This is a genomic window from Bifidobacterium margollesii (assembly GCF_002860355.1).
Classification (GTDB): domain Bacteria; phylum Actinomycetota; class Actinomycetes; order Actinomycetales; family Bifidobacteriaceae; genus Galliscardovia; species Galliscardovia margollesii.
In genome coordinates this window covers 16,653-36,825 of sequence record NZ_NMWU01000010.1, presented here as the reverse complement: position 1 = coordinate 36,825, position 20,173 = coordinate 16,653, and the positions used below count along the sequence as shown (strand labels likewise).

Sequence of the window (20,173 nt, the reverse complement as noted above, 5' to 3'; positions counted from 1 at the left end):
CTTTGCCTCTCAGCCTGTTACTAGTTATATTCCCAGTATTTTCTTTTTAGCTAAATCAAATTCTTCTTTGCTGAGGATGCCTTTATCGACAAGCTTCTTAAGCTGTTCAAGTTTTTCATAAGGACTTTCAATGGGCTCCGTGGGCTGATTAGGCAAAGGCTGTTGCGTGTTAATTGTTGTTGCGCCAGTGATGCCGTTCATGGCCATATTCATGAAGGCCATTCCTATGGCGCTGCCATCTGGAGAGGAACCGGCGGATTGTAGCCCTTGTGCAAATGATGCTTGAAGGTTTGAATTTCCTCGTGTTCCCATGAGTGCATCAGCTCTCTGAACTGTCGAGATAAGTTCTTTTGTTTTAAGATCGTAGTCAATGGCTGTAATAGACGCTTTGATTAAGCTAATTCCACGTTCGGTACTCCAAGAGTATTGATTTTCAATTGACTCCGAAAGGTTCTTTGTGAAGGCCAATGAGCCTGATTGTAAATCGGATATTCGCGCTGTTCCACCGTGACTTGTAGCAAATGCACTAAATGCTGGCGCGAGAGCTGCGACTACTTCTTCAAAAAGTTGTGTTGCTGCTCCATTTTCAAAGTCTGAAAAATCAAACACATTTGAATAGCGATTAAACGAATAATAGTCGGAGGGAACAAATCTCTTCAGAAAAAGAATTGGATCAGTTATTTGGAGGGTATATACGCCGCGTGCCGAAGCTCCGACCTGAGTATTGAGAAAGGCATCATTCCAGTAAATTTCGTTTTGTGTTCCAAAACGGAGATTCGGTATCTCCTTTTGATTAACATAGACAGCGATTTGGGAAGAATTAGGAACGCCTCCGAACGAAAAGCGAGCTATGGCTTGGTCTATGATTGCTTCGTGTAGGGAATCTCCCGCAAAGATACTCTTGGAATTAACGTTATCGGAGTTCCATATGTAACCGCCTGGCTCTGAAATGAAGCCGGTAATGGCGCCATTTTCAAATGTTACGAGAGAATAGCCTTCGGGAACGAGGATATGTGACCCGTTCGTTATCACACAATCGCTTGCAGAACGGTTAGAGCTTCTTGAAGTATTATTCAAACTCCGAGTTGCTTTACATATTCCTACTGTTGCGGGCAATGCATTTGGAACCGTGTAGAAATCAGCCCATTGGTCGGCAAGCGTTCCGCCGGTAGAGCCTGAAAATGCTTTAATAAAACCCATGAAAAGCTCCTCTTACTAATCCTGCTCTATAATGACTGCATTGCCATTGGCAGTGACGCAGAACACGTATGGCATATACAGTGTTCCGCCGTTCAAATTCACAGTTTCTGGGGCTAGAGTCATGTAATCGAAGTCAACCCCGATAACTGCATTGCAGCCCAAGTCAAGGGCGGCTTCCTTAAGCTCAGTTAAAGCGTTACGTCGTAGATTAATGAGGGCCTTACTCATTGCTGGACCGACGGCTGTTGGATTAGCGAAAATACCTTCTCGGCCTCGGTCGACTTGTATCACATCATCACCTGATATGTATCCGGAATATTTTTTGATGGTATATCCGTCAAAATTAAAACCAGATGTAATAAGAATCTGTGACAGTGCAGCGTTCTTTTTATTCTCCTCTTCCTGTTTCTTCTGTTTGATTTCTTTTTGTTGTTTCTCGGCTGCATTAAGTTTTTCGGTAAAGGCAGCAACAGCCCTAGTAACAGCGGAATCTTCTAAGTCGCTACCTAAGAAGGTTGATTTTACCGGGTAGCCGTTGTCTTTGAGAAAATCAATGAAGGCGACCTCGTCAAAATTGTTTTCTGATGCAATGCGTGCAGCTTTCATGGCATGACCTTTCTAGATATATTCCAGAGCTTCCTGATTGGTGGGATCGATATCAAGTACAAGTGCTGCATATCTCGATGCGTGGCCTGGGTCTTTTTTGCACTTATTTAGAAGCCGTTTTACATCTTCACCAATGCTTATAGTTGGCCCCGTATTTTTAGTTTGCTTTTCTTTCCTAAAAAGAGATCTGCAATATAGACATATCTGGGTGTCTTCTTGATTGATAAACTCACTACTTCCGCAATGAGGACAAACGATCTGACTAAGCATTATCTTCTCTTTCTCAGAAAACAAACTGGGGAATATGCTACTTTTCATCCTATAATGTGGGATCTTTCTTACGCGTGCTTTTGTTATGACGTATAGCGCTCCTTCGGGCTTTACCTATCATTTGTATGAATTACTTTCAACACACTTTCCCTATTTTTGCTGATTCTCTCGACGTTACGTAAGATCTCTTGTCTCCAAATTTCATTTTTCGGCTGTATATGAGTGGCGCAGTGGCGGCACCCTCAGCGGCGTCGTCGCACGTCTCGGCATCAGTTACACGCAAATCACCAGCTACCGATCCGGTAATCTCAATGTGATATACACCGGCGAAGTGCTGCATTGCTGAAACAGAGTACTATCCTAGGAATCTCGAAAGCTGGCGTGGCTGAAATTCCGAGGCTCAATTAACAGAGTCAAGGCATTCATGATCATTGCCCATCAAAAAACGCCCCCGCTACCATCAGTGTCGTTGCCTTGACTGTTTGCGCCATCATTGGCACAAGCGTCCTGAAGGCTGAGGTGTCCAAGGCCTGAAATCGACGAAGTCCCCGAACCTCATCGCAGCAATTGCGGTAGGTTCGGGGACTTGTCGTTTTCAGGGTCAGACGTGGGCGGCTTCGCGTCGGCGCGTCGAACGTAGCCGCTCGGCGATCCATGTGTTGACGACCGCGTTGCGGCTGATCGCCAGTTCGGCGGCCTCGTTGTCTAGTTCGCTGACCATCCATGCGGGCATCGTCAGCGTGACCCGCTTCTCCAGCGGGGGATGATGTTCGACCACGGGATGCTCAAGATCGACGTAGTCGAGGATGTCGTCTCCGTTGTCGAACATCTCCTCAAGTTGGTCGCTGGTGACCGACTTCGCGTCGATCTTAGTCTTGGCTGTCATAGTATGCCTCCTCGTTCTTTCGCGACCTGCGGACGGATATGATGCGGATGCGTTTGCCTCGCTTGGTGGTGATCGCTGTCCAATGTTTGCCGTCGATCATGCCGAGCACGATGTAGCGCACATCGTCATTGCCGGGATTCGGAGCGGTCAGCGTCACTGTTTTCGAGTTGTCCCACATGCGTTGTGCTTCTTCGAAGTCGATGCCATGCTTGGCGAGGTTCTTTGCGCTCTTCGCTGGATCGTATTCGAATTCCATCAAACCTCCTAATGGCATCTATTGTACATCAATATGACATCAAAACAACATCATGCGGTAAGTCGTGTGGCGGCGATGGTGGTTGAGATGGAGTCGGGGGTACTACGACGCGGGACCGAATGCCCTTCTCGAAGGCTCTTATTTGGCAGAGCCGCTCATATACACCTCGAATCAGGCCTCTTCATGAGCGGTTTTGCCAAATAAGGAAGATACGCAAGGCGAACCGAACCCCGATCAGGAACGCTCCGTGGACTAGCGTGCATTTCACGCGAACTGCACGCTAGTCCATCGAAACTCAGACGGGTAAAACCTCAAAACCGCATGATTCCAAGGATCGCGAAAGCATCGTCACTGGTTTTCGATGGAGCAGACCGCAGATCATGGTTTTTACGGCCTGTTCCATCGGAACCGAGCCATCCGCGGCTCTTTCCTGGGGTCTTGGACCGCCCGGCCACACATTTTGGCCTATAACCCCGGTTTCGGGCCGTAGTGAAGATTGGAAAACAAAAAAGGCCAGGAACCTTGTGGTTCCCAGCCTTTGCTAGTAGCGGGGCATGGATTTGAACCATGGACCTCTGGGTTATGAGCCCAGCGAGCTACCGAGCTGCTCCACCCCGCGTCGGTCCTTATCGGACAACCTGAACTATATTACGTACATTTGCCGCATTGTCAAACGCAGAACCGACGGTTTTCAAACTCAATGCGAACAATGTTGCAATCATGCGGTTTTGTCGGCGTGTCGTGAATGTTCGAGCCTAGGCGCCTCATCGCTCCATATAATCGGCCATAGTCAGAATCGATAATGCGTGGAGCGCTTTCGTCGTCTCGGCAATGGAAGGCCGCGATTCATCCTGACATAATGAACGGTATGCCTATCAAGATTCCAGAGGGTCTGCCGGCCCGCGCGATACTCGATTCCGAACGCATCTTCGCCTTGGAGAAGGCCGATGCCGAAACGCAGCGCGTCCGTCCGCTGCGGCTGGTGATCCTCAATCTGATGCCCAAGAAGATCGAAACCGAAACGCAGTTGCTTCGGCTGATCTCCAAAAGCCCTCTGCAGGTGGATGTCGATTTCATGAAGACGAGCACCCACGAGGCCACGCATGTCAGCCGTGATCATCTGCTCAAGTTCTATGAGAATCTCGATGCCTTCGAGCACAACTACTACGACGGTCTGGTGGTCACCGGCGCACCGGTGGAGCACATGTCGTTCGAAGAGGTCGACTACTGGGACGAGTTCAAGCGAATCCTTGATTGGGCGAGCACGCATGTGTTCTCCACCATGTACCTGTGCTGGGGGGCGATGGGCGCGCTGTATTACCGTTACGGCGTGAGCAAGCGGATTCTCGACCAGAAGATCTTCGGCGTGTTCCCGCAGCGGCTGCAGGACGAATACTGCTTCATCACCAACGGGTTCGACGAGATCGCGTTGCAGCCCCATTCCCGGCTGGCCGATGTGGACGAGCAGGCGATCCGGGCGAACCCCGATCTGCAGATCCTCACATGGGGTCCGGAAAGCGGGCCCGGTCTGGTCTCCACGCGTGACTTCTCAGAGGTGTTCGCCCTCGGTCATTGGGAGTATGGCAAGTGGACGCTCGCCGAGGAGTATGAGCGTGACATGGCTCGCGGGCTCGACAACGTACCGTTCCCGACGAACTACTATCCGCATGACGACCCTACACAGGAGCCGCTGTTCGCCTGGCGGTCCCACGCCAACCTGTTGTGGCGCAACTGGCTGAACTGGGTGTACCAGACCACGCCGTACGACCTGACCGAGGTGCCGCGGCTGCGTGCGGAGAAGCGACTGGGGACGGATCGACGGTATCGGCGTAGCCCGGCGGGCCCGCGCGGCGATGATTTCCACACGTTCGATGGGTGCGGATACGGGGTGATCGAACCCTGACCCGGCGTGATCGAGTCCGCGGCCGGTGAACGACGCGGATGAAACGACAATGCGAAGAACGGCGTCGAATTTGTCCGAATAATGAGATTTCCGTTTTTGCGGTTGTGAGCGAGAAAACGGGACGGGATTTCGTTGTTCGTGACGTTTTGATTTGCCGGATTTCGGGGTATCCTATAACGACGAACGATGTACCCGCAACGAGGCCATGGTTTGTGATCGGAAAGTTAATCTTGATGACACAAATTGCGTTCGAGTCGCGTTATATTTGTTCAGGTTCGAGAAATGAGGAGGCGCGCGGACTATGGCAGGCGTTGCAGAGTTGATGGGGACGACAGGCGTCGCCCTGGCTGCTGAGTTTCATGTACCACAGATCGACGAATTCCTTCCTCCAGAGATCATTTTCGCAGGCACGCCGTTTGCCATGAACCGAATCGTGATGATTCGAGTCATTGCAACCGTGGTGATGTTGCTGGTGTTCGGCATTACCGCCGCACGCGCCAAGCTGATTCCTGGTCGCTGGCAGGGAGCCGTCGAGTGGCTAATCGAGTTCGTACAGAACAACATCGTGTATGAGGTCATGGGAGAGCTTCGTGGCAAGCGCTACGTGCCGATGATCACCACGCTGTTCCTCACCATCATGGTGTTCAATCTGTGCGGCATCATCCCTTTCGCGAACATGTCGGCCAACGCCACGTTCGTGATGCCGCTGCTGTTCGCGGTGTGGACGTTCGTCCAGTACTGGCGTGCGGCGATCCGGGAGAAGGGGCTCGGCGCCTACCTGAAGGAGGAGATGTTCCCGGAGGGCGTTCCGCTGCCGGTCTACATCATCCTGGCCCCGATGCAGCTGATCGACATCGTGCTGATCCGTCCCGCCTCGCTGGCCATCCGACTCTTCGCCAACATGGTCGCAGGCCACCTGATCGTGGCGCTGTGCTTCGCGGCTACGCAGTTCTTCCTGATCGAGTCCCACAGCCTGATGGCCGGATTCGGCGTGTTCACGCTCGTGGGCGGCTTCGTCATGACGCTGTTCGAGGCCTTCGTCGCCGCGCTGCAAGCGTTCATCTTCGCCACGCTGTCCTGCGTGTACATCAACCTGAGCTACCCCGAAGAGGCCTGACGGCAAGCCGGATCGGCATCGCCGCAAGGATTCGGGAGAACCCCGGGATCGGTTGCGAAACATCCCGAGGGCATATCGGAAAATTTTGATTCGTATTACGTACGAACCCAAAAAGAAAGGAAACAACAATGGATCTCATCACTCTCGCTGAGGTGACCGGCTCGCTGTCCGCCGTCGGCTATGGCCTCGCTGCTATCGGACCTGGCGTCGGCGTCGGCATCATCTTCGGCAAGGCCATTGAGGCCACTGCTCGCCAGCCCGAACTCGGCGGCCGTATCCAGACCCTGATGTGGCTGGGCTTCGGTCTGGTTGAGTTCCTTGCCCTGCTGGGCTTCATCGCCGGCTTCATCTTCCGCTAAATCGAATAACGGTATTCCCACCATTATCCGAATTACACAAGGAAGTTGAAAGGAGGCGGATATGGAGACTCAGGCAGTGGATGGCGTGAAGCTGTTCCTTCCGGAGACCTATGACATCTTCTGGTCGGCCGTCATTCTGTTGATCGTTGCCGTGTTCTTCTACAAGTTCTTCCTGCCGAAGTTCCAGGCGATCTTCGACGAGAGGGCCGCAAAGATCGAGGGTGGCATCGCCAAGGCCGAGCAGGCCCAGGCCGATGCCGACGCCGCCAAGAAGAAGTACGAGGACCAGCTCAACACCGCTCGTGTCGACGCCGCCAAGATTCGCGACGACGCCCGTACCGAGGCCTCGCACATCATCGCCGACGCCCGCGTGAAGGCTGAGGCGGATGCCGCGCAGATCACGGCGAACGCCCAGAAGTCCATCGAATCCCAGCAGCAGCAGGCGCTGGTGAGCTTGAAGGGCGAAGTCGGTGCTCTGGCAACGGCTCTGGCCGGCAAGATCCTCGGCAGCAAGCTGCAGGATTCCGACGTGCAGGCTTCGATGCTCGATTCCATGATCGACGACATCGACAAGGACTCCGCTGGAAAGGCCAAGTGATTATGGCCAGCACGGTAAAAGACGGGTACGAAAAGGGCAGGAGGTGAACTTTCGATGCATGGAGAGACTTCATTGAGCTCGGTCAGGGCGGTTCGTGGTGCGTTCTACGACAAGCTGGCGGCCAAGGGCACGGATGCGAGGGCGATCGGCGCTGAGCTGTTCGATCTCGCCGAACTGCTCGACGACAACCGACAGCTGGAACGGTCGCTTACCGATCCGGCCCGTTCCGCCGACGACAAGGTGAAGCTGATCACCACCATTCTGAATGGTCATGTTGATCCGCTGACCCTTGAAGTGGCTCAGGCGGTGGCGTCTCGACGCTGGAGCCGTCCCGAACACATCGCCGATGCGGTGGAGGACGTGGCCATCGACGCATTGCTCGCCAATGCCGATGCGCGTGACGTCACCGCCCAGGTGTCGTTCCAGCTCGCCGATCTGCATTCGGCCCTGCTGAACCTGCCTGTGGTTCGTCAGCGTCTGTCCGATCCGCATGCCGCGCCCGAACAGCGAGTCGAGTTCCTCGATACGCTGCTCAAAGGTCAGTCGCTCGATCCGATCACGATTGATCTGGCCGAGCACGCGACGCGCAATCTTCGCAACCGCCGGTATCTGTCGACCATCAATTGGGTGATCGACATGATCACCGAGCATCGTGGCCGATCCATGGTTACGGTGACCAGCGCGGTTCCGCTGAAGGACGAGCAGATCGTCCGGATCAAGAACGCCTATCGGCGCAAGCTCAACCGCAAGGTGTACGTCAACTGCGTGGTCGATCCCCGAGTGCTTGGAGGCATGCGCATCCAGGTCGGATCGGAGGTCACCGACAACACCGTTGCGGCGCAACTGCAGAACCTCAAACGTGCGGTCGCGTAGGTCCGAACAACCGACGTCGCACGTCATACGAACGTTCTTGTACTAGTAAATAAACAAAAGGAGTGATCAATGGCAGAATTGACCATCGATCCCGCGGCGATACGTCAGGCGCTCGACCAGTTCGTCGAGTCCTACAAGCCGTCCGACACTCCGACTCAGGAAGTCGGTTATGTCAAGACGGCCGGCGACGGCATCGCGCACGTGGAGGGTCTCCCCGGCTGCATGGCCAACGAGCTGCTGACCTTTGAGGACGGCACTCTTGGTCTGGCGTTCAACCTGGATGCCCGAGAAATCGGTGTCGTGGTTCTGGGTGACTTCGCCGGCATCGAGGAAGGTCAGGAAGTCCGCCGTACGGGCGAAGTGCTTTCCGTGCCCGTCGGCGATGGCTACCTCGGCCGTACCGTCGACCCGCTGGGCAAGCCGATCGACGGCTTGGGCGAAATCAAGAGCGAAGGGCGTCGTATTCTGGAGGCTCAGGCCCCCGATGTGATGCACCGTCACCCTGTGGATGAGCCTCTGGCCACCGGTATCAAGGCTATCGACGCCATGACCCCGATCGGTCGTGGACAGCGTCAGCTCATCATCGGCGACCGTCAGACCGGTAAGACCGCAATCGCGATCGACACCATCATCAATCAGAAGGCGAACTGGGAGTCCGGCGACCCGAAGAAGCAGGTCCGCTGCATCTACGTGGCCATCGGTCAGAAGGGTTCCACCATCGCCTCCGTACGTCAGGCCCTCGAAGAGGCCGGCGCCATGGAGTACACCACCATCGTGGCCTCCCCGGCATCCGACTCCGCAGGCTTCAAGTACATCGCGCCGTACACCGGCTCGGCCATCGGCCAGCATTGGATGTACCACGGCAAGCACGTCCTGATCGTGTTCGACGATCTGTCGAAGCAGGCCGAGGCCTACCGTTCGATCTCGCTGCTGCTGCGTCGCCCGCCGGGGCGTGAGGCCTACCCGGGTGATGTGTTCTACCTGCATTCGCGTCTGCTCGAACGCTGCGCGAAGGTCTCCGACGATCTCGGCGGCGGTTCGATGACCGGTCTGCCGATCATCGAGACCAAGGCGAACGACGTGTCGGCCTACATTCCGACCAACGTCATCTCCATCACCGACGGTCAGATCTTCCTCCAGTCCGATCTGTTCAACTCCAACCAGCGTCCTGCCGTGGACGTCGGCATCTCCGTGTCCCGAGTCGGTGGCGCCGCCCAGACCAAGGCACTGAAGAAGGTCGCCGGTACGCTGAAGATCTCGCTGGCCCAGTACCGCTCCCTTGAGTCCTTCGCCATGTTCGCCTCCGATCTGGATGCCGCATCGAAGGCCCAGCTGACCCGTGGTGCGCGACTGATGGAGCTGCTCAAGCAGCCGCAGTACTCGCCGTACTCCATGGAACAGCAGGTCGTCTCCGTGTGGGCCGGTACCAACGGCAAGCTCGACGATCTCGATCTGCAGGACGTCCTGCCGTTCGAGCAGGGTCTGCTGGACTACCTCGACCACAACACCGACATTCTCAAGACCATCCGTGAGACCGAGAACTTCACGGATGAGACCGAGAAGGCTCTGGCCGAGGCCGTCGAGGCGTTCCGCAAGACCTTCGTCCAGCATGACGGCACTCCGCTTGTCGCCGATAAGGAGCAGGAGGCCGAGCAGCCCGCTCCGATCGAGCAGGAGAAGCTGGTCGCCCGCAACGCGACCGCCGCTGCCAAGGACAAGGCGAACGAGGAGTAACTATGGCATCGCAGCTCGCATATAAGGCACGCATCAATTCCACGTCGTCGCTGGAGAAGATCTTCAACGCGCAGGAAATGATCGCGTCATCGCGCATCGCCAAGGCCCGCGACGTGGCCCTGGCCGCGAAGCCTTACTCCGATGCGATCTACGATGCCGTCCAGGCTCTCGCCCAGCACACCCAGATCTCGCATCCGATCGTGAGGAAGAACGAGGACAACCCGCGTGTGGCCGTCCTCGCCCTCACGGCGGATCGAGGCATGGCCGGCCCCTATACGTCTTCGATCATTCGCGAGACCGAGGGGCTGCTGGGCAGGCTTGATGACCAGGGCAAGAAGCCTGAGCTTTTTGTATACGGTCGACGTGGCGTCACGTACTACAAGTACCGTGGCCGTGACGTCGCCGCGACATGGGAAGGCAATTCGGATGCTCCCGGCGTTGAAGTCGCCGAGAAGATCTCCGACGCCTTGCTGGACGCATACATGAAGCCGGCTGACGAAGGCGGCGTAAGCGAGCTCTACATTGTATTCACCGAGTTCATCAACATGGTGGTGCAGAAGGTGCGCATCCTGCGGATGCTGCCTGTGGAGATCGTGAAGGTCGAAGGCGAGCAGGCCGAGGATCCCTCGGTTCCCGCAGCCCGGCCGCTCTACACCTTCGAGCCCAGTCGTGACGAGGTCCTCGATCGCGTCCTTCCGAAGTACGTGCAGTCGCGTATCCACGAGTGTCTGCTCACCGCAGCGGCATCCGAGACGGCAAGCAGGCAGAACGCCATGCATACCGCCACCGACAACGCACGTAGCCTGATCGACGAGCTGACGCGCAAGCTCAACGCGACGCGTCAGGCCGCCATTACTCAGGAACTTACCGAAATCATCGGCAGCGCCGACGCGCTGAACAATGAGAAAGAATAGGAGTGCCATGGCAGAAGAAAATGTAGCCGCGGCAACTGCTGCCCAGGCGGATGCCCAGGCAGCGTCGCAGGGCCGCGTTGTTCGTGTCCAGGGCTCGGTTATTGATATTGAGTTTCCGGTCGGTCACCTGCCTGATATCTACAACGCACTGACCGTGGAGATCGCCGCGGCCGGCAACATCGAGGGTGAGGCCAGCCACAGGATCATGCTTGAGGTCGAGCAGCACCTTGGTGATTCCATCGTGCGTGCCGTCGCCCTGAAGCCGACCGATGGTCTGGTTCGTGGCGCCGTCGTGGAAGACACCGGCGGCCCGATCGAGGTGCCGGTCGGCGATGTGACCAAGGGACATGTGTTCGACGTGTCCGGCCGCATCCTCAACCAGAAGCCCGACGAGACCATCACCGTCACCGAGCGTTGGCCCATCCACCGCAACCCGCCCGCATTCGACCAGCTGGAGTCCAAGACCCAGATGTTCGAAACCGGCATCAAGGTGATCGATCTGCTCACCCCGTACGTGCAGGGTGGAAAGATCGGTCTGTTCGGCGGTGCAGGCGTGGGCAAGACCGTGCTGATCCAGGAAATGATCCAGCGAGTCGCTCAGAACCACGGCGGTGTGTCCGTGTTCGCCGGCGTTGGTGAGCGTACCCGTGAGGGTAACGATCTGATCGGCGAAATGGACGAGGCCGGCGTGCTGGAGAAGACCGCACTGGTCTTCGGCCAGATGGATGAGCCCCCGGGAACCCGTCTGCGCGTGCCGCTGACCGCTCTGACGATGGCTGAGTACTTCCGCGACGTGCAGAACCAGGACGTGCTGCTCTTCATCGACAACATCTTCCGCTTCACCCAGGCCGGTTCCGAGGTGTCGACCCTGCTGGGCCGTATGCCTTCCGCCGTGGGCTACCAGCCGAACCTTGCCGATGAGATGGGTGCTCTGCAGGAGCGAATCACTTCGACCCGTGGTCACTCGATCACCTCGCTGCAGGCCATCTACGTGCCGGCCGATGATTACACCGACCCGGCGCCTGCGACCACGTTCGCCCATCTGGATGCCACCACCGAGCTTTCCCGTGAGATCGCTTCGAAGGGCATCTACCCGGCAGTGGATCCGCTGGCCTCCACTTCGCGAATCCTCGACCCGCGCTACGTGGGCAAGGACCACTACGAGACCGCCAACCGCGTCAAGGCGATTCTGCAGCGTAACAAGGAGCTGCAGGACATCATCGCCCTGATCGGTATCGACGAGCTCGGCGAGGAGGACAAGACCACCGTCAACCGTGCCCGTAAGATCGAGCAGTTCCTTGGTCAGAACTTCTACGTGGCCGAGAAGTTCACCGGCCGTCCCGGCTCCTACGTGCCGAAGGACGAAACCGTCGAGGCCTTCAAGCGCATCTGCGACGGCGTGTATGACGACGTGCCGGAGCAGGCGTTCTCCGGCATCGGCGGCATCGACGACCTTGAGGAGAAGTGGCACAACATGCAGAAGGAGTTTGCAGCCTGATGGCCGACAAGCCCACTTTCAGCGTGAACATCGTCGCGGCCGACCGCCCTGTGTGGTCCGGCCCGGCGGTGGAGGTCTCCCTGCCGGCATCCGAGGGTTCCATGGGTATCCTCGCCGACCACGAGCCGGTAATGACCGCCACCAAGAACGGTCTGGTCAAGGTGACCGAGCCCAGCGGCAACAAGCTGGGATTCACGGTGACCGATGGCTTCATCGCCTTTGACGAGAACAAGCTCGTCGTGGCGGTGGAGACCTGCGAAGAGACCGATCTCTCCGCTTCCGCCGAGTAATCGGTTCGGTTTCCTTTCTGAGGGCCCTGTGATGATCGACATGATCGTCGCAGGGCCTTTTCGTTATCGGTGATCCGACTGACGGTGATGGAGTCGCCGACGGTCTGATACCCTGATTGTCTATGCGTATCATCGTCGCCGACTGTTCCGCCGAGTATTCCGGCCGCCTCAACGCCTCCCTTCCCCAGGCCAAGCGGGTCATCCTCATCAAAGCCGACCAGAGCTGTCTGATCTTTTCCGAACTCGGATCGTACAAACCGCTCAACTGGATGGCCGCGCCCTGCACGCTGAAGGAGATCACGGCTGCGGAAAGCGAATCGACACAGGCGGAGTCTGAATCGGCGGAGTCGGAGTGCGGATCGGCAGAGTCTGAATCGGCAGAGTGCGGATCCGCACAGCTTGAACCTCAGCCGATCACAACGCTGCGCGTCTGCGCGGACAAGACCTCCGACATCCTGATCGTCTCGCTGTACCACATCTACTCCGACCAGACCTATGATTTGGGCGTCGATCCCGGCTTGCGCAAGGACGGCGTGGAAGATCATCTCCAGCGGTATCTCGCCGAGCAGATCGAACGCATCGGTGAAGGGGCGAAGCTGATTCGCCGCGAATACCCAACCGCGATCGGCCCCGTGGACATCATGGCGGTGGACGCTTCAGGGCGACACGTAGCCATCGAAATCAAACGCCACGGCGGCATCGACGGCGTGGAACAACTCACCCGATACTGCGAACTGCTCAACCGGGATCCGCTGCTCGCCCCTGTCCGCGGCATCTTCGCCGCGCAGACCATCACCGCCCAGGCACAGGTGCTCGCCAAGGACCGTGGCTTCGAATGCCTGATCCTCGACTATGACGAGATGAAGGGTAATGACGACGACACACTGCGCCTCTTCTGATCGCCGAATAATGGAGCGTCATCCGGCGATCTGAAGACTCGACGTACCTTTGTACGCCTTCGCCTTCCGATCTCCGGATGCCGCACGCATTATTCGGCGATCAGGTGTGTGGCGGAAGCGTCATCCGGCGATCTGAAGACTCGACGTACCTTCGTACGCCTTCGCCTTCCGATCTCCGGATGCCGCACGCATTATTCGGCGATCAGGTGTGTGGCGGAAGCGTCATCCGGCGATCTGAAGACTCGACGTACCTTTGTACGCCTTCGCCTTCCGATTCCCGGATGCCGCACGCATTATTCGGCGATCAGGCGTGCGGCATCCGCAAACAGTGATTCGTTTAACTTCCTAAGCCGTTATCTGAGCGTTAGGCAATGCGTGTGGCATGGGCCGTGTGGAGGATGAAGGCGTACAACGGTACGTCGAATCCTCCGCCACGACCCATGACGCTCCATGGCCTAACGCTCAGAGATCAGTAGGCGGCGAGGATGTCCACCACGAATATCAGCGTCGAATTCGCGGGGATGCCACTTTTCTCGGTCGAACCGTATCCCAGATCCGGCGGGATGATCAACAGCACCTGCGAGCCGACCGTCTGTCCGGAAAGACCCTGCTTCCAGCCGGCGATCACCTGATCGAGCGGGAAGTCGGACGGTGCGCCGCGATCCCAGGAGGAGTCGAACTGCTTGCCGTTGGACGCCAGCCAGCCGGTGTAATGGGCTTCGACGGTGTTGGTGGACTTCACCGCGGCGCCCTTGCCCTTGATCAGCGTCTGCACCACCATCTTGCTGCCGGGCTTGTAGCCGTTGAGATCAAGCGACGGCTTGCCGGTCTTGTCCAGCGTCACCTTCGGCAGGTTGGACGGGATGTTCGCCACCTTGTCTCCGGAGGCGCGGGTGGCGGCCTTGGACTTCGACACCACGGTGAGCACGTTGATGTACTGCTGCTGGGTGGAACTGGCCGAAGCGCTGGCCGAAGAACCGCTGGTGCCGGAACCGGTGTTGACGCCCAAGGCGATCGTGGTGTTGAGCTTCATGCCCTTGAACAGCTGGTAGAACGCGGCGTCGATCTGCTTGCTGTTCACCACCAGCGTGCAATCCGGCGTGTTCTTGTCCCAGGTGTTCATCAGCTGCTCTCCATTGGAGGCATTGATGATCATCTGCTGGGTGCACACGCGGTCGCCGTCCTCGATCGGCTTGCCATTGCCCTCCTGCAGAATCTGATAGCTGTTGTTCTTCACCTCGAACGGGGTCTTGAACGTGACGGTCGGCTTCTTGCCGAGCTCGCCCGTGGCGGTGACCCCCGTCATCTTGGCCAGCGACGACGAGGATGAGGAGGACGAGGAGGAACTGGAGGAAGCGGAATCGGAGGACTTCTCGCTGGAACAGGCGGCAAGGGACAGTCCCATCGCGGCCACGCAGGCGAGGGCGAGAGCACGTCGAACGGCGTGCCGGACATTGCTTGGACTCATATGCATAGCCCTTACTCTAACGTCAGAAGCTGACCGCTACGGTCACTCGTCCCGGGCGGCAAAAAGGGCGTGCGTGCATAGGGGATTGTAAAATGGTGGGCAATATGAGTGAGATCAACCCGAAGAATCAGCAGGAAGCCCAGAGGGCACAGCGCGGCGCGGACGATGACCGCGACGAGTCGGCGCTGTTCGACATGCCCCCGCTGAAGCCCGTGGAACCGGATCATGTGGTGTTGGATATGCCTTCGGTGGACGATGACTTCAACGGCTCCGACAATGAAACCATGGTGCTCGACGGCGTGAAGGACGCCGTGCGGGCCTTCGACGCATCCACGGTTCCGGCCCCGCCCAGGGTTACCGTTCGCACGCATAATGCCGACGAAACGGCCGACGACGGTGTGGAGCGGAAAAACGGTGCGGACGATTCCGCGTCGGAAAGCGAATCCACCATCGTATTCCAGCCCTCCGAAAACGCGCCCGAATGGCATCATTCCGTATTCCGCAAGCACAGGCAGCGTCAGGAACACCACGAACACGACGAAGAGCGTGCGCGCAGGCATCGCCGTCATGTGATGATCATGCGAGGCGTGGTCACCCCCGCCCTGGCCCTGCTCGCCGTTGCCGCATTCGTACTCGGATGGCTCAACATGACCATCTGGAAGCCGAACCCGAACGTCTCCGCATCCAGCAACGTGACCACCCGATACGCGGTCACCGATCCCGGCGTGCTGGCGCTCGCCGACAACACCGTATCGATCAAGGCCTCCGGCCCCGCCGCATCATCGGTATGCGTGGCGGTCGCATCGCCGCGAGATGCCGCCGGATGGCTGGCGAACCAGCATTACACCCGCGTCACCGGTCTCGACACCTGGCAGACGTTCTCCAATGAGCAGGCCGACGGTACCACCGCCGGCGACCAGAACGGCAAAGCGGAAATCGCCTTCCAGCAGTCCGACATGTGGTATGCCGTCCAGTGCGGCAAAGGCAGTGCAACCCTGAAGTGGAAAGGCGACGGCGGCGACAAGGTGGTGCTGATCGACCTCGGTTCCGCCGAAAAGAACCCCACCGGCACCTTCACCATGGCATGGACCCGCGCCAAAGTCCCCGATTTCGCCACACCCTGCTTCTTCGTAGGCGGACTGCTCGTCGTCATGGCCGTTCTCACCGCATCCCTATTCGCCATCGAACAGCATCGTCGCCGCAACAAACGGACCATCGAATCCCAGCCTGTTACCGTGCAGACAGCCGACGAGCCCGAACCGAACGAGCCTCCGGCATGGATGCGTCCCGGCTCCGAACCGCCCTCACCAAGCGGTCGATCCCGTCGACGCCACCATCACAGCCATACTCGTCGCGGTCGCGAAGCCGCAGCGGAAGCCGCTGAGGAGCTGCGCACCGAACCCGAAGTCTCCGACGCCACCTCCGTGAATCTGCTTCGGCAAAGCACCCCCACCGTAAGCAGCAACGAGCTGGAAGAGTACTTCGCCCGACTCCGCGCTGAAAGCGCGGCGAACGCCGCCAGCGGCTCCGACGACCAGTCCGGCAGCCAAACCGACGATCAGATCGCGGAAACCGAATCCGAACACCATACCGACGATGCCGATAAGGAGGCCAAGTGATGACAACGTCCTCAATCGTACGAATCGCCGCGGCCGCCATCTGCGCCGCCATGCTTGTTCCGCTCGCCGCCTGCGACGAGCGCGTCCCCAAAGTCGACGCCACCCCCACCGAATCGGCGTCGGCCTCGCCCGTCATCAGCGAAGCCAAAGAACGACAGATCCGCACCGAAATCCTCAAGGTGCTGACCGCCACCGACCAGAGCAAGGACGTCAAGGCGCTCTCCGCCCGCGTCGAAGGTCCCGAACTCGCCGTTCGCACCAGCCAGCTCACCATCGCCAAGGCCACCAAGCAGACCGATCCCCACAGCACCATCCCCAGCAAGATCAGCCAGACCGTCATCCCCACCGACTCCAGCTGGCCCCGATCCGTCTTCACCATCACCACCACCACCGACGACCAGCAGTCCCAGCGACTCCTCGTCCTCAACCAGGCCAACGCCCGCAGCAACTACAAACTCTGGGGCGTCGCCCGACTGTTCCAAGGCGCCCAGCTTCCCGCCTTCGAAATTCCCAAGATCGGCTCCTCCATGGGTGATCTCAAAGACACCGGACTCGTCGCCACCCCCGCCGACGCCGTCGCCCACTACGCCGACGTCCTCCAGCGCGGATCCTCCAGCAAATACGCCAGCCAATTCGAAGACGACCAGCTCCGCAAGGACCTCGCCACCCTCACCGCCACCGTCCAAAAAGGCATTGCCGACAACAAAGGCACCCAATCCCAAACCTTTGCCCCCCAGTCCGACCAGATCAAGGTCATGCGCGCCGCCAACGGCGGTGACCTTGTCGTCGCCCAAATCAACTCCGAATGGACCCGCTCCGCCGGTGAAGGCCGCGAATCCCTCCCCGCCTCCGACGCCGAAAAAGCCCTCTTCGGCAACGGCAAGGCCACCAGCACCATGAAGGTCACCTACGTCAACGTCATCGCCCTCTACATCCCCACCAAAGCCTCCAACGGGAAGATTCAGGCTGTGGGCGCCGAGCGACAGCCTGTCAAGGTAGAAGCCCAATAACGGATGAAAACGCAATAACGGAGCGTCTTTGAGCCGCTGGAAGGTTCGACGTACTGAGTACGCCTTCACCTTCCGGCGTCGCAAATCCGCACGCGTTATTGCGTTTTCATGTTCGTGGGTGTTAGCTTCCCCTTCGAGGGGAAGCTGTCGGCCGAAAGGCTGACTGATGAGGTGGCTGTGGCTTCCACCTAGGGGTGTTTTTCAAGAGGTGGCTGTTTTCCCCTTAGGCTGAGTCCGTTAAGGGAACGCCAGAGGCGTTTCTAGGACTCAGGCTCGCCGACAGGCGGGCGGACAGAGCGCGGTCGAAAGGCCGACCGATGCCGCCGAGAAGCTGGCAGCCGGAGGCTGACTGATGAGGTGGATATGGACGTGTTCTCGTCGCGGTCGCCTATCGGCCGTCCCAGTCTCATATCCGGCTGAATCCGTATGCCGTCACTCGGGTTAGGTATCGTCACGGGGAATACCCGGTCCGTGTGACGCTATGATCAAACCCTTGAAATTTCAGCGTTTTGACGGGTGCGTCACCTGGGATACCTAGCCCGTGTGACGCGAAACGTACCGTGTGACGTGAAACATGCCGTGTGACGCGTGCACGCTATCTGCCGGCTCCCGCCGCATCGGCTTTCGCGTCGTCCGTTCGCGGGATGGGGATTCGCAGCCCGTGATTCTCGGCTGCGGGTAGGCTGTAATGCTAGATCATCAGGAGGTAACGCATATGGCAGAACAGAAGTTCAACCCCGGCCTTTCCCTCGCCGGAGCCGTCGATCTGGAATCGTTGAAGCATAAGGTGGACGCTGAAGCCGGACAGGCCGGTGGTGCGCCGGCTGCAGGCGGATACGTCATCGACACCGACGAATCCACCTTCCAGTCGATGGTGCAGACCTCCGCCACGTTCCCCATCCTGCTGCTGCTGTGGGTACCCACCGACGACCGCTGCTTCGACATCGCCCGCAAGCTCGGTGAAGCCGTCAACAAGCTCGAAGGCAAGATCCAGCTCTCCCGCATCGACATCGCGAAGAGCCCCACCATCGCGCAGGCGTTGCAGGCTCAGGGAGCCCCCGCACTGTACGGTCTGATCGGCGGGCGACCCATGCCGATCCTGCAGGGCGTGCCCGGTGCCGCCGAAATGCAGCAGATCACCGAAACCCTGATTCCGCAGATCATCCAGATGGCCCAGCAGTCCGGCGTCACCGGAACCGCGCCATACGTGGAAGGCGCCGGCACCACCGATTCGGCTGCTGATACCACGCCATCCGGCGAGCCGGAAATCCCCGCCGCCCATCAGAAGGCTCATCAGCTCGCCGCAGACGGCGACTATGCCGGCGCCGCCTCCGAATACGCCCGTCTGGTGGAAGCCGATCCCAGCGACACCCTCGCCGCCCGTGAACGGTCCAAGGCCCTGCTGCTCGCCCGATCGGCCGACGCCGACGTCCGTACCGTGCGCGCAGCTGCCGCAGCCAATCCCGACGACGTGGAAGCCCAGCTGGCCGTGGCCGACGTTGACATGATCGGCGGGCAGATCGAAGACGCCTTCGGACGTCTGCTTGATTTTCTGGCCGGTCACAAGGCCGACGTGGAGCCGGTCCGCCAGCGTCTGCTGGAGTATTTCGCCATTCCCGATGCGAAGGATCCTCGTGTGGCCCGCGCCCGTCGCCGTCTCGCCACGCTGATGTACTGATCCGACTCGATCACAACGGATCGATCACAACGACTGATTGCTGCGCCTGCGGTTCCTGCCGAACAGCTGCGAGAACTGCGGGCCGAACCGGTCGAGTTCGGCGAAATACTCATCCTTCCATGTGCCGAACGGCTTCGAGGCCAGCCCGTCGTTGTAGAACCGCTGATCATCGGTGACCTCCGACGTGCAGAAATCCGGGATGGTCAGATTCGTCACCGGGCTGCTGCGCTCCACTTCGGCGATGATCAGCGGAGCATTGTTGGCGCCGAACACATCGATGTCCCAGCCATCCTCGTCCAGCCACACGCTGAACCGATTCTTGACGATCGGCACTCCGCCGCGCAGCATGAGCTCCAAGGCGATGTTCGGATCGATCTGCCTCGCGGCCTCATACCGTGTGCCGCCCACCGCCGTGCCCTTGACCGTCACGAACGCCTCGTCGAAGGCATCGCGATGGTCGAGCAGCGTGGTCAGGCCATCGGTCTCCTGCGACATGTCGAGACGGACTCCGTGCGCCTGCATGCGGATGCGCAGCGCGAAGCCATCCTGATGCACATAGTAGTTCTGCACGATCAACAACGGGGAGTCCCCATCGTCGTATTGCGTCGGAAAGCTTCTGCAGAAGAATCGCCGCTCGTATTCGAATTCGTCAGACATAACACCATCGTACTTGCATACGGCCGGTTTGCGGTGATTTTCCAACGAAACGGAATGCTTCGGAATATCCTGGGAACCCCGTGGGAAAGGCTGCAGGGGAGATCCGCAGGGAAATATATCGGTGAAAATAGCGGGTGAATGCGCCGCTTTGTCCGTATGGCGTGTAAACTGGCGTGGTGCATGTTTCACGGGAAACCTCGTGAACGGCGGTTCGGGTTCGTAGCTCAGTGGATAGAGCGTCTGTCTCCGGAACAGAAGGTCGAGGGTTCGAATCCCTTCGAGCCCACAAGAATGGCGGAGTCCCATGGGTTTTCAACCCGCGGGACTCCGCCATTTTG

Annotated in this window: 19 protein-coding genes and 2 tRNA genes; 14 read left to right on the top strand and 7 right to left on the bottom strand. The window is 58.5% G+C overall.

The window, feature by feature from the left end; all coding sequences use genetic code 11:
* Positions 1-24: 24 nt before the first annotated feature.
* From Uis1B_RS03590 to Uis1B_RS03565, 5 genes are all read right to left on the bottom strand, one after another.
* Entirely contained in the window at positions 25-1,200 is a 1,176-nt protein-coding gene (locus Uis1B_RS03590) for an SHOCT domain-containing protein (RefSeq protein ID WP_101615663.1), read from the bottom strand.
* A 15-nt stretch (positions 1,201-1,215) separates the two neighbouring features.
* Positions 1,216-1,806: a heavy metal-binding domain-containing protein gene (locus Uis1B_RS03585; protein WP_101615661.1), complete on the bottom strand. Its 591-nt coding sequence runs from the start codon at positions 1,804-1,806 to the stop codon at positions 1,216-1,218.
* 871 nt (positions 1,807-2,677) lie between these two features.
* On the bottom strand, positions 2,678-2,905 hold the full coding sequence (brnA, locus tag Uis1B_RS03575; protein WP_165782712.1) for a type II toxin-antitoxin system BrnA family antitoxin: 228 nt from the start codon (positions 2,903-2,905) through the stop codon (positions 2,678-2,680).
* A 40-nt stretch (positions 2,906-2,945) separates the two neighbouring features.
* Positions 2,946-3,218: a BrnT family toxin gene (locus Uis1B_RS03570; protein ID WP_101615657.1), complete on the bottom strand. Its 273-nt coding sequence runs from the start codon at positions 3,216-3,218 to the stop codon at positions 2,946-2,948.
* A 545-nt stretch (positions 3,219-3,763) separates the two neighbouring features.
* Positions 3,764-3,837 (bottom strand) — tRNA-Met (locus Uis1B_RS03565).
* 249 nt (positions 3,838-4,086) lie between these two features.
* Between Uis1B_RS03565 and Uis1B_RS03560 the strand changes: the two genes are divergently transcribed.
* From Uis1B_RS03560 to nucS, 10 genes are all read left to right on the top strand, one after another.
* Positions 4,087-5,121, top strand: coding sequence for a homoserine O-succinyltransferase (locus Uis1B_RS03560; RefSeq protein ID WP_101615665.1), 1,035 nt, complete (start codon positions 4,087-4,089; stop codon positions 5,119-5,121).
* 301 nt (positions 5,122-5,422) lie between these two features.
* Positions 5,423-6,238, top strand: coding sequence for a F0F1 ATP synthase subunit A (gene atpB, locus Uis1B_RS03555; RefSeq protein ID WP_101615656.1), 816 nt, complete (start codon positions 5,423-5,425; stop codon positions 6,236-6,238).
* A 128-nt stretch (positions 6,239-6,366) separates the two neighbouring features.
* Positions 6,367-6,597 carry an ATP synthase F0 subunit C gene (gene atpE, locus Uis1B_RS03550; protein WP_100513380.1) on the top strand — a complete coding sequence of 77 codons (231 nt, stop codon included), beginning with the start codon at positions 6,367-6,369 and terminating at the stop codon, positions 6,595-6,597.
* A gap of 61 nt (positions 6,598-6,658) precedes the next feature.
* Positions 6,659-7,195: a F0F1 ATP synthase subunit B gene (locus Uis1B_RS03545; RefSeq protein WP_101615654.1), complete on the top strand. Its 537-nt coding sequence runs from the start codon at positions 6,659-6,661 to the stop codon at positions 7,193-7,195.
* Between the two features lie 54 nt (positions 7,196-7,249).
* Entirely contained in the window at positions 7,250-8,068 is an 819-nt protein-coding gene (locus Uis1B_RS03540; RefSeq protein ID WP_101615652.1) for a F0F1 ATP synthase subunit delta, read from the top strand.
* 69 nt (positions 8,069-8,137) lie between these two features.
* On the top strand, positions 8,138-9,802 hold the full coding sequence (gene atpA, locus Uis1B_RS03535) for a F0F1 ATP synthase subunit alpha (protein ID WP_101615650.1): 1,665 nt from the start codon (positions 8,138-8,140) through the stop codon (positions 9,800-9,802).
* A gap of 2 nt (positions 9,803-9,804) precedes the next feature.
* Positions 9,805-10,716, top strand: coding sequence for a F0F1 ATP synthase subunit gamma (locus Uis1B_RS03530; protein WP_101615648.1), 912 nt, complete (start codon positions 9,805-9,807; stop codon positions 10,714-10,716).
* A 7-nt stretch (positions 10,717-10,723) separates the two neighbouring features.
* A complete protein-coding gene (atpD, locus tag Uis1B_RS03525; RefSeq protein ID WP_101615646.1) occupies positions 10,724-12,214 on the top strand; it encodes a F0F1 ATP synthase subunit beta in 1,491 nt (496 codons plus the stop codon).
* Positions 12,214-12,504, top strand: coding sequence for a F0F1 ATP synthase subunit epsilon (locus tag Uis1B_RS03520; RefSeq protein ID WP_101615644.1), 291 nt, complete (start codon positions 12,214-12,216; stop codon positions 12,502-12,504). The genes atpD and Uis1B_RS03520 overlap by 1 nt, the downstream gene beginning before the upstream one ends.
* 122 nt (positions 12,505-12,626) lie before the next feature.
* Entirely contained in the window at positions 12,627-13,403 is a 777-nt protein-coding gene (gene nucS, locus Uis1B_RS03515) for an endonuclease NucS (RefSeq protein WP_101615642.1), read from the top strand.
* Positions 13,404-13,872: 469 nt separating this feature from the next.
* Here the strand turns inward: nucS and Uis1B_RS03510 are convergent, their stop codons facing one another.
* Positions 13,873-14,877: an FKBP-type peptidyl-prolyl cis-trans isomerase gene (locus tag Uis1B_RS03510; protein ID WP_101615640.1), complete on the bottom strand. Its 1,005-nt coding sequence runs from the start codon at positions 14,875-14,877 to the stop codon at positions 13,873-13,875.
* Positions 14,878-14,975: 98 nt separating this feature from the next.
* Here Uis1B_RS03510 and Uis1B_RS03505 point away from each other — a divergent pair, with 98 nt between their 5' ends.
* The 3 genes from Uis1B_RS03505 (at position 14,976) to Uis1B_RS03495 (ending at position 19,178) form a co-directional block, all read left to right on the top strand.
* Positions 14,976-16,490, top strand: coding sequence for a hypothetical protein (locus tag Uis1B_RS03505; protein ID WP_101615638.1), 1,515 nt, complete (start codon positions 14,976-14,978; stop codon positions 16,488-16,490).
* The gene (locus tag Uis1B_RS03500) at positions 16,490-17,500 is read left to right on the top strand and encodes a DUF8094 domain-containing protein (protein WP_101615636.1); all 1,011 of its coding nucleotides are present in this window, start codon (positions 16,490-16,492) and stop codon (positions 17,498-17,500) included. The genes Uis1B_RS03505 and Uis1B_RS03500 overlap by 1 nt, the downstream gene beginning before the upstream one ends.
* Positions 17,501-18,215: 715 nt before the next feature.
* Positions 18,216-19,178: a tetratricopeptide repeat protein gene (locus tag Uis1B_RS03495; RefSeq protein WP_101615634.1), complete on the top strand. Its 963-nt coding sequence runs from the start codon at positions 18,216-18,218 to the stop codon at positions 19,176-19,178.
* Between the two features lie 24 nt (positions 19,179-19,202).
* Here the strand turns inward: Uis1B_RS03495 and Uis1B_RS03490 are convergent, their stop codons facing one another.
* Positions 19,203-19,835: a CYTH domain-containing protein gene (locus Uis1B_RS03490; RefSeq protein ID WP_101615632.1), complete on the bottom strand. Its 633-nt coding sequence runs from the start codon at positions 19,833-19,835 to the stop codon at positions 19,203-19,205.
* A 213-nt stretch (positions 19,836-20,048) separates the two neighbouring features.
* Between Uis1B_RS03490 and Uis1B_RS03485 the strand changes: the two genes are divergently transcribed.
* Positions 20,049-20,121: transfer RNA gene (locus tag Uis1B_RS03485), tRNA-Arg, on the top strand.
* Positions 20,122-20,173: the final 52 nt, after the last annotated feature.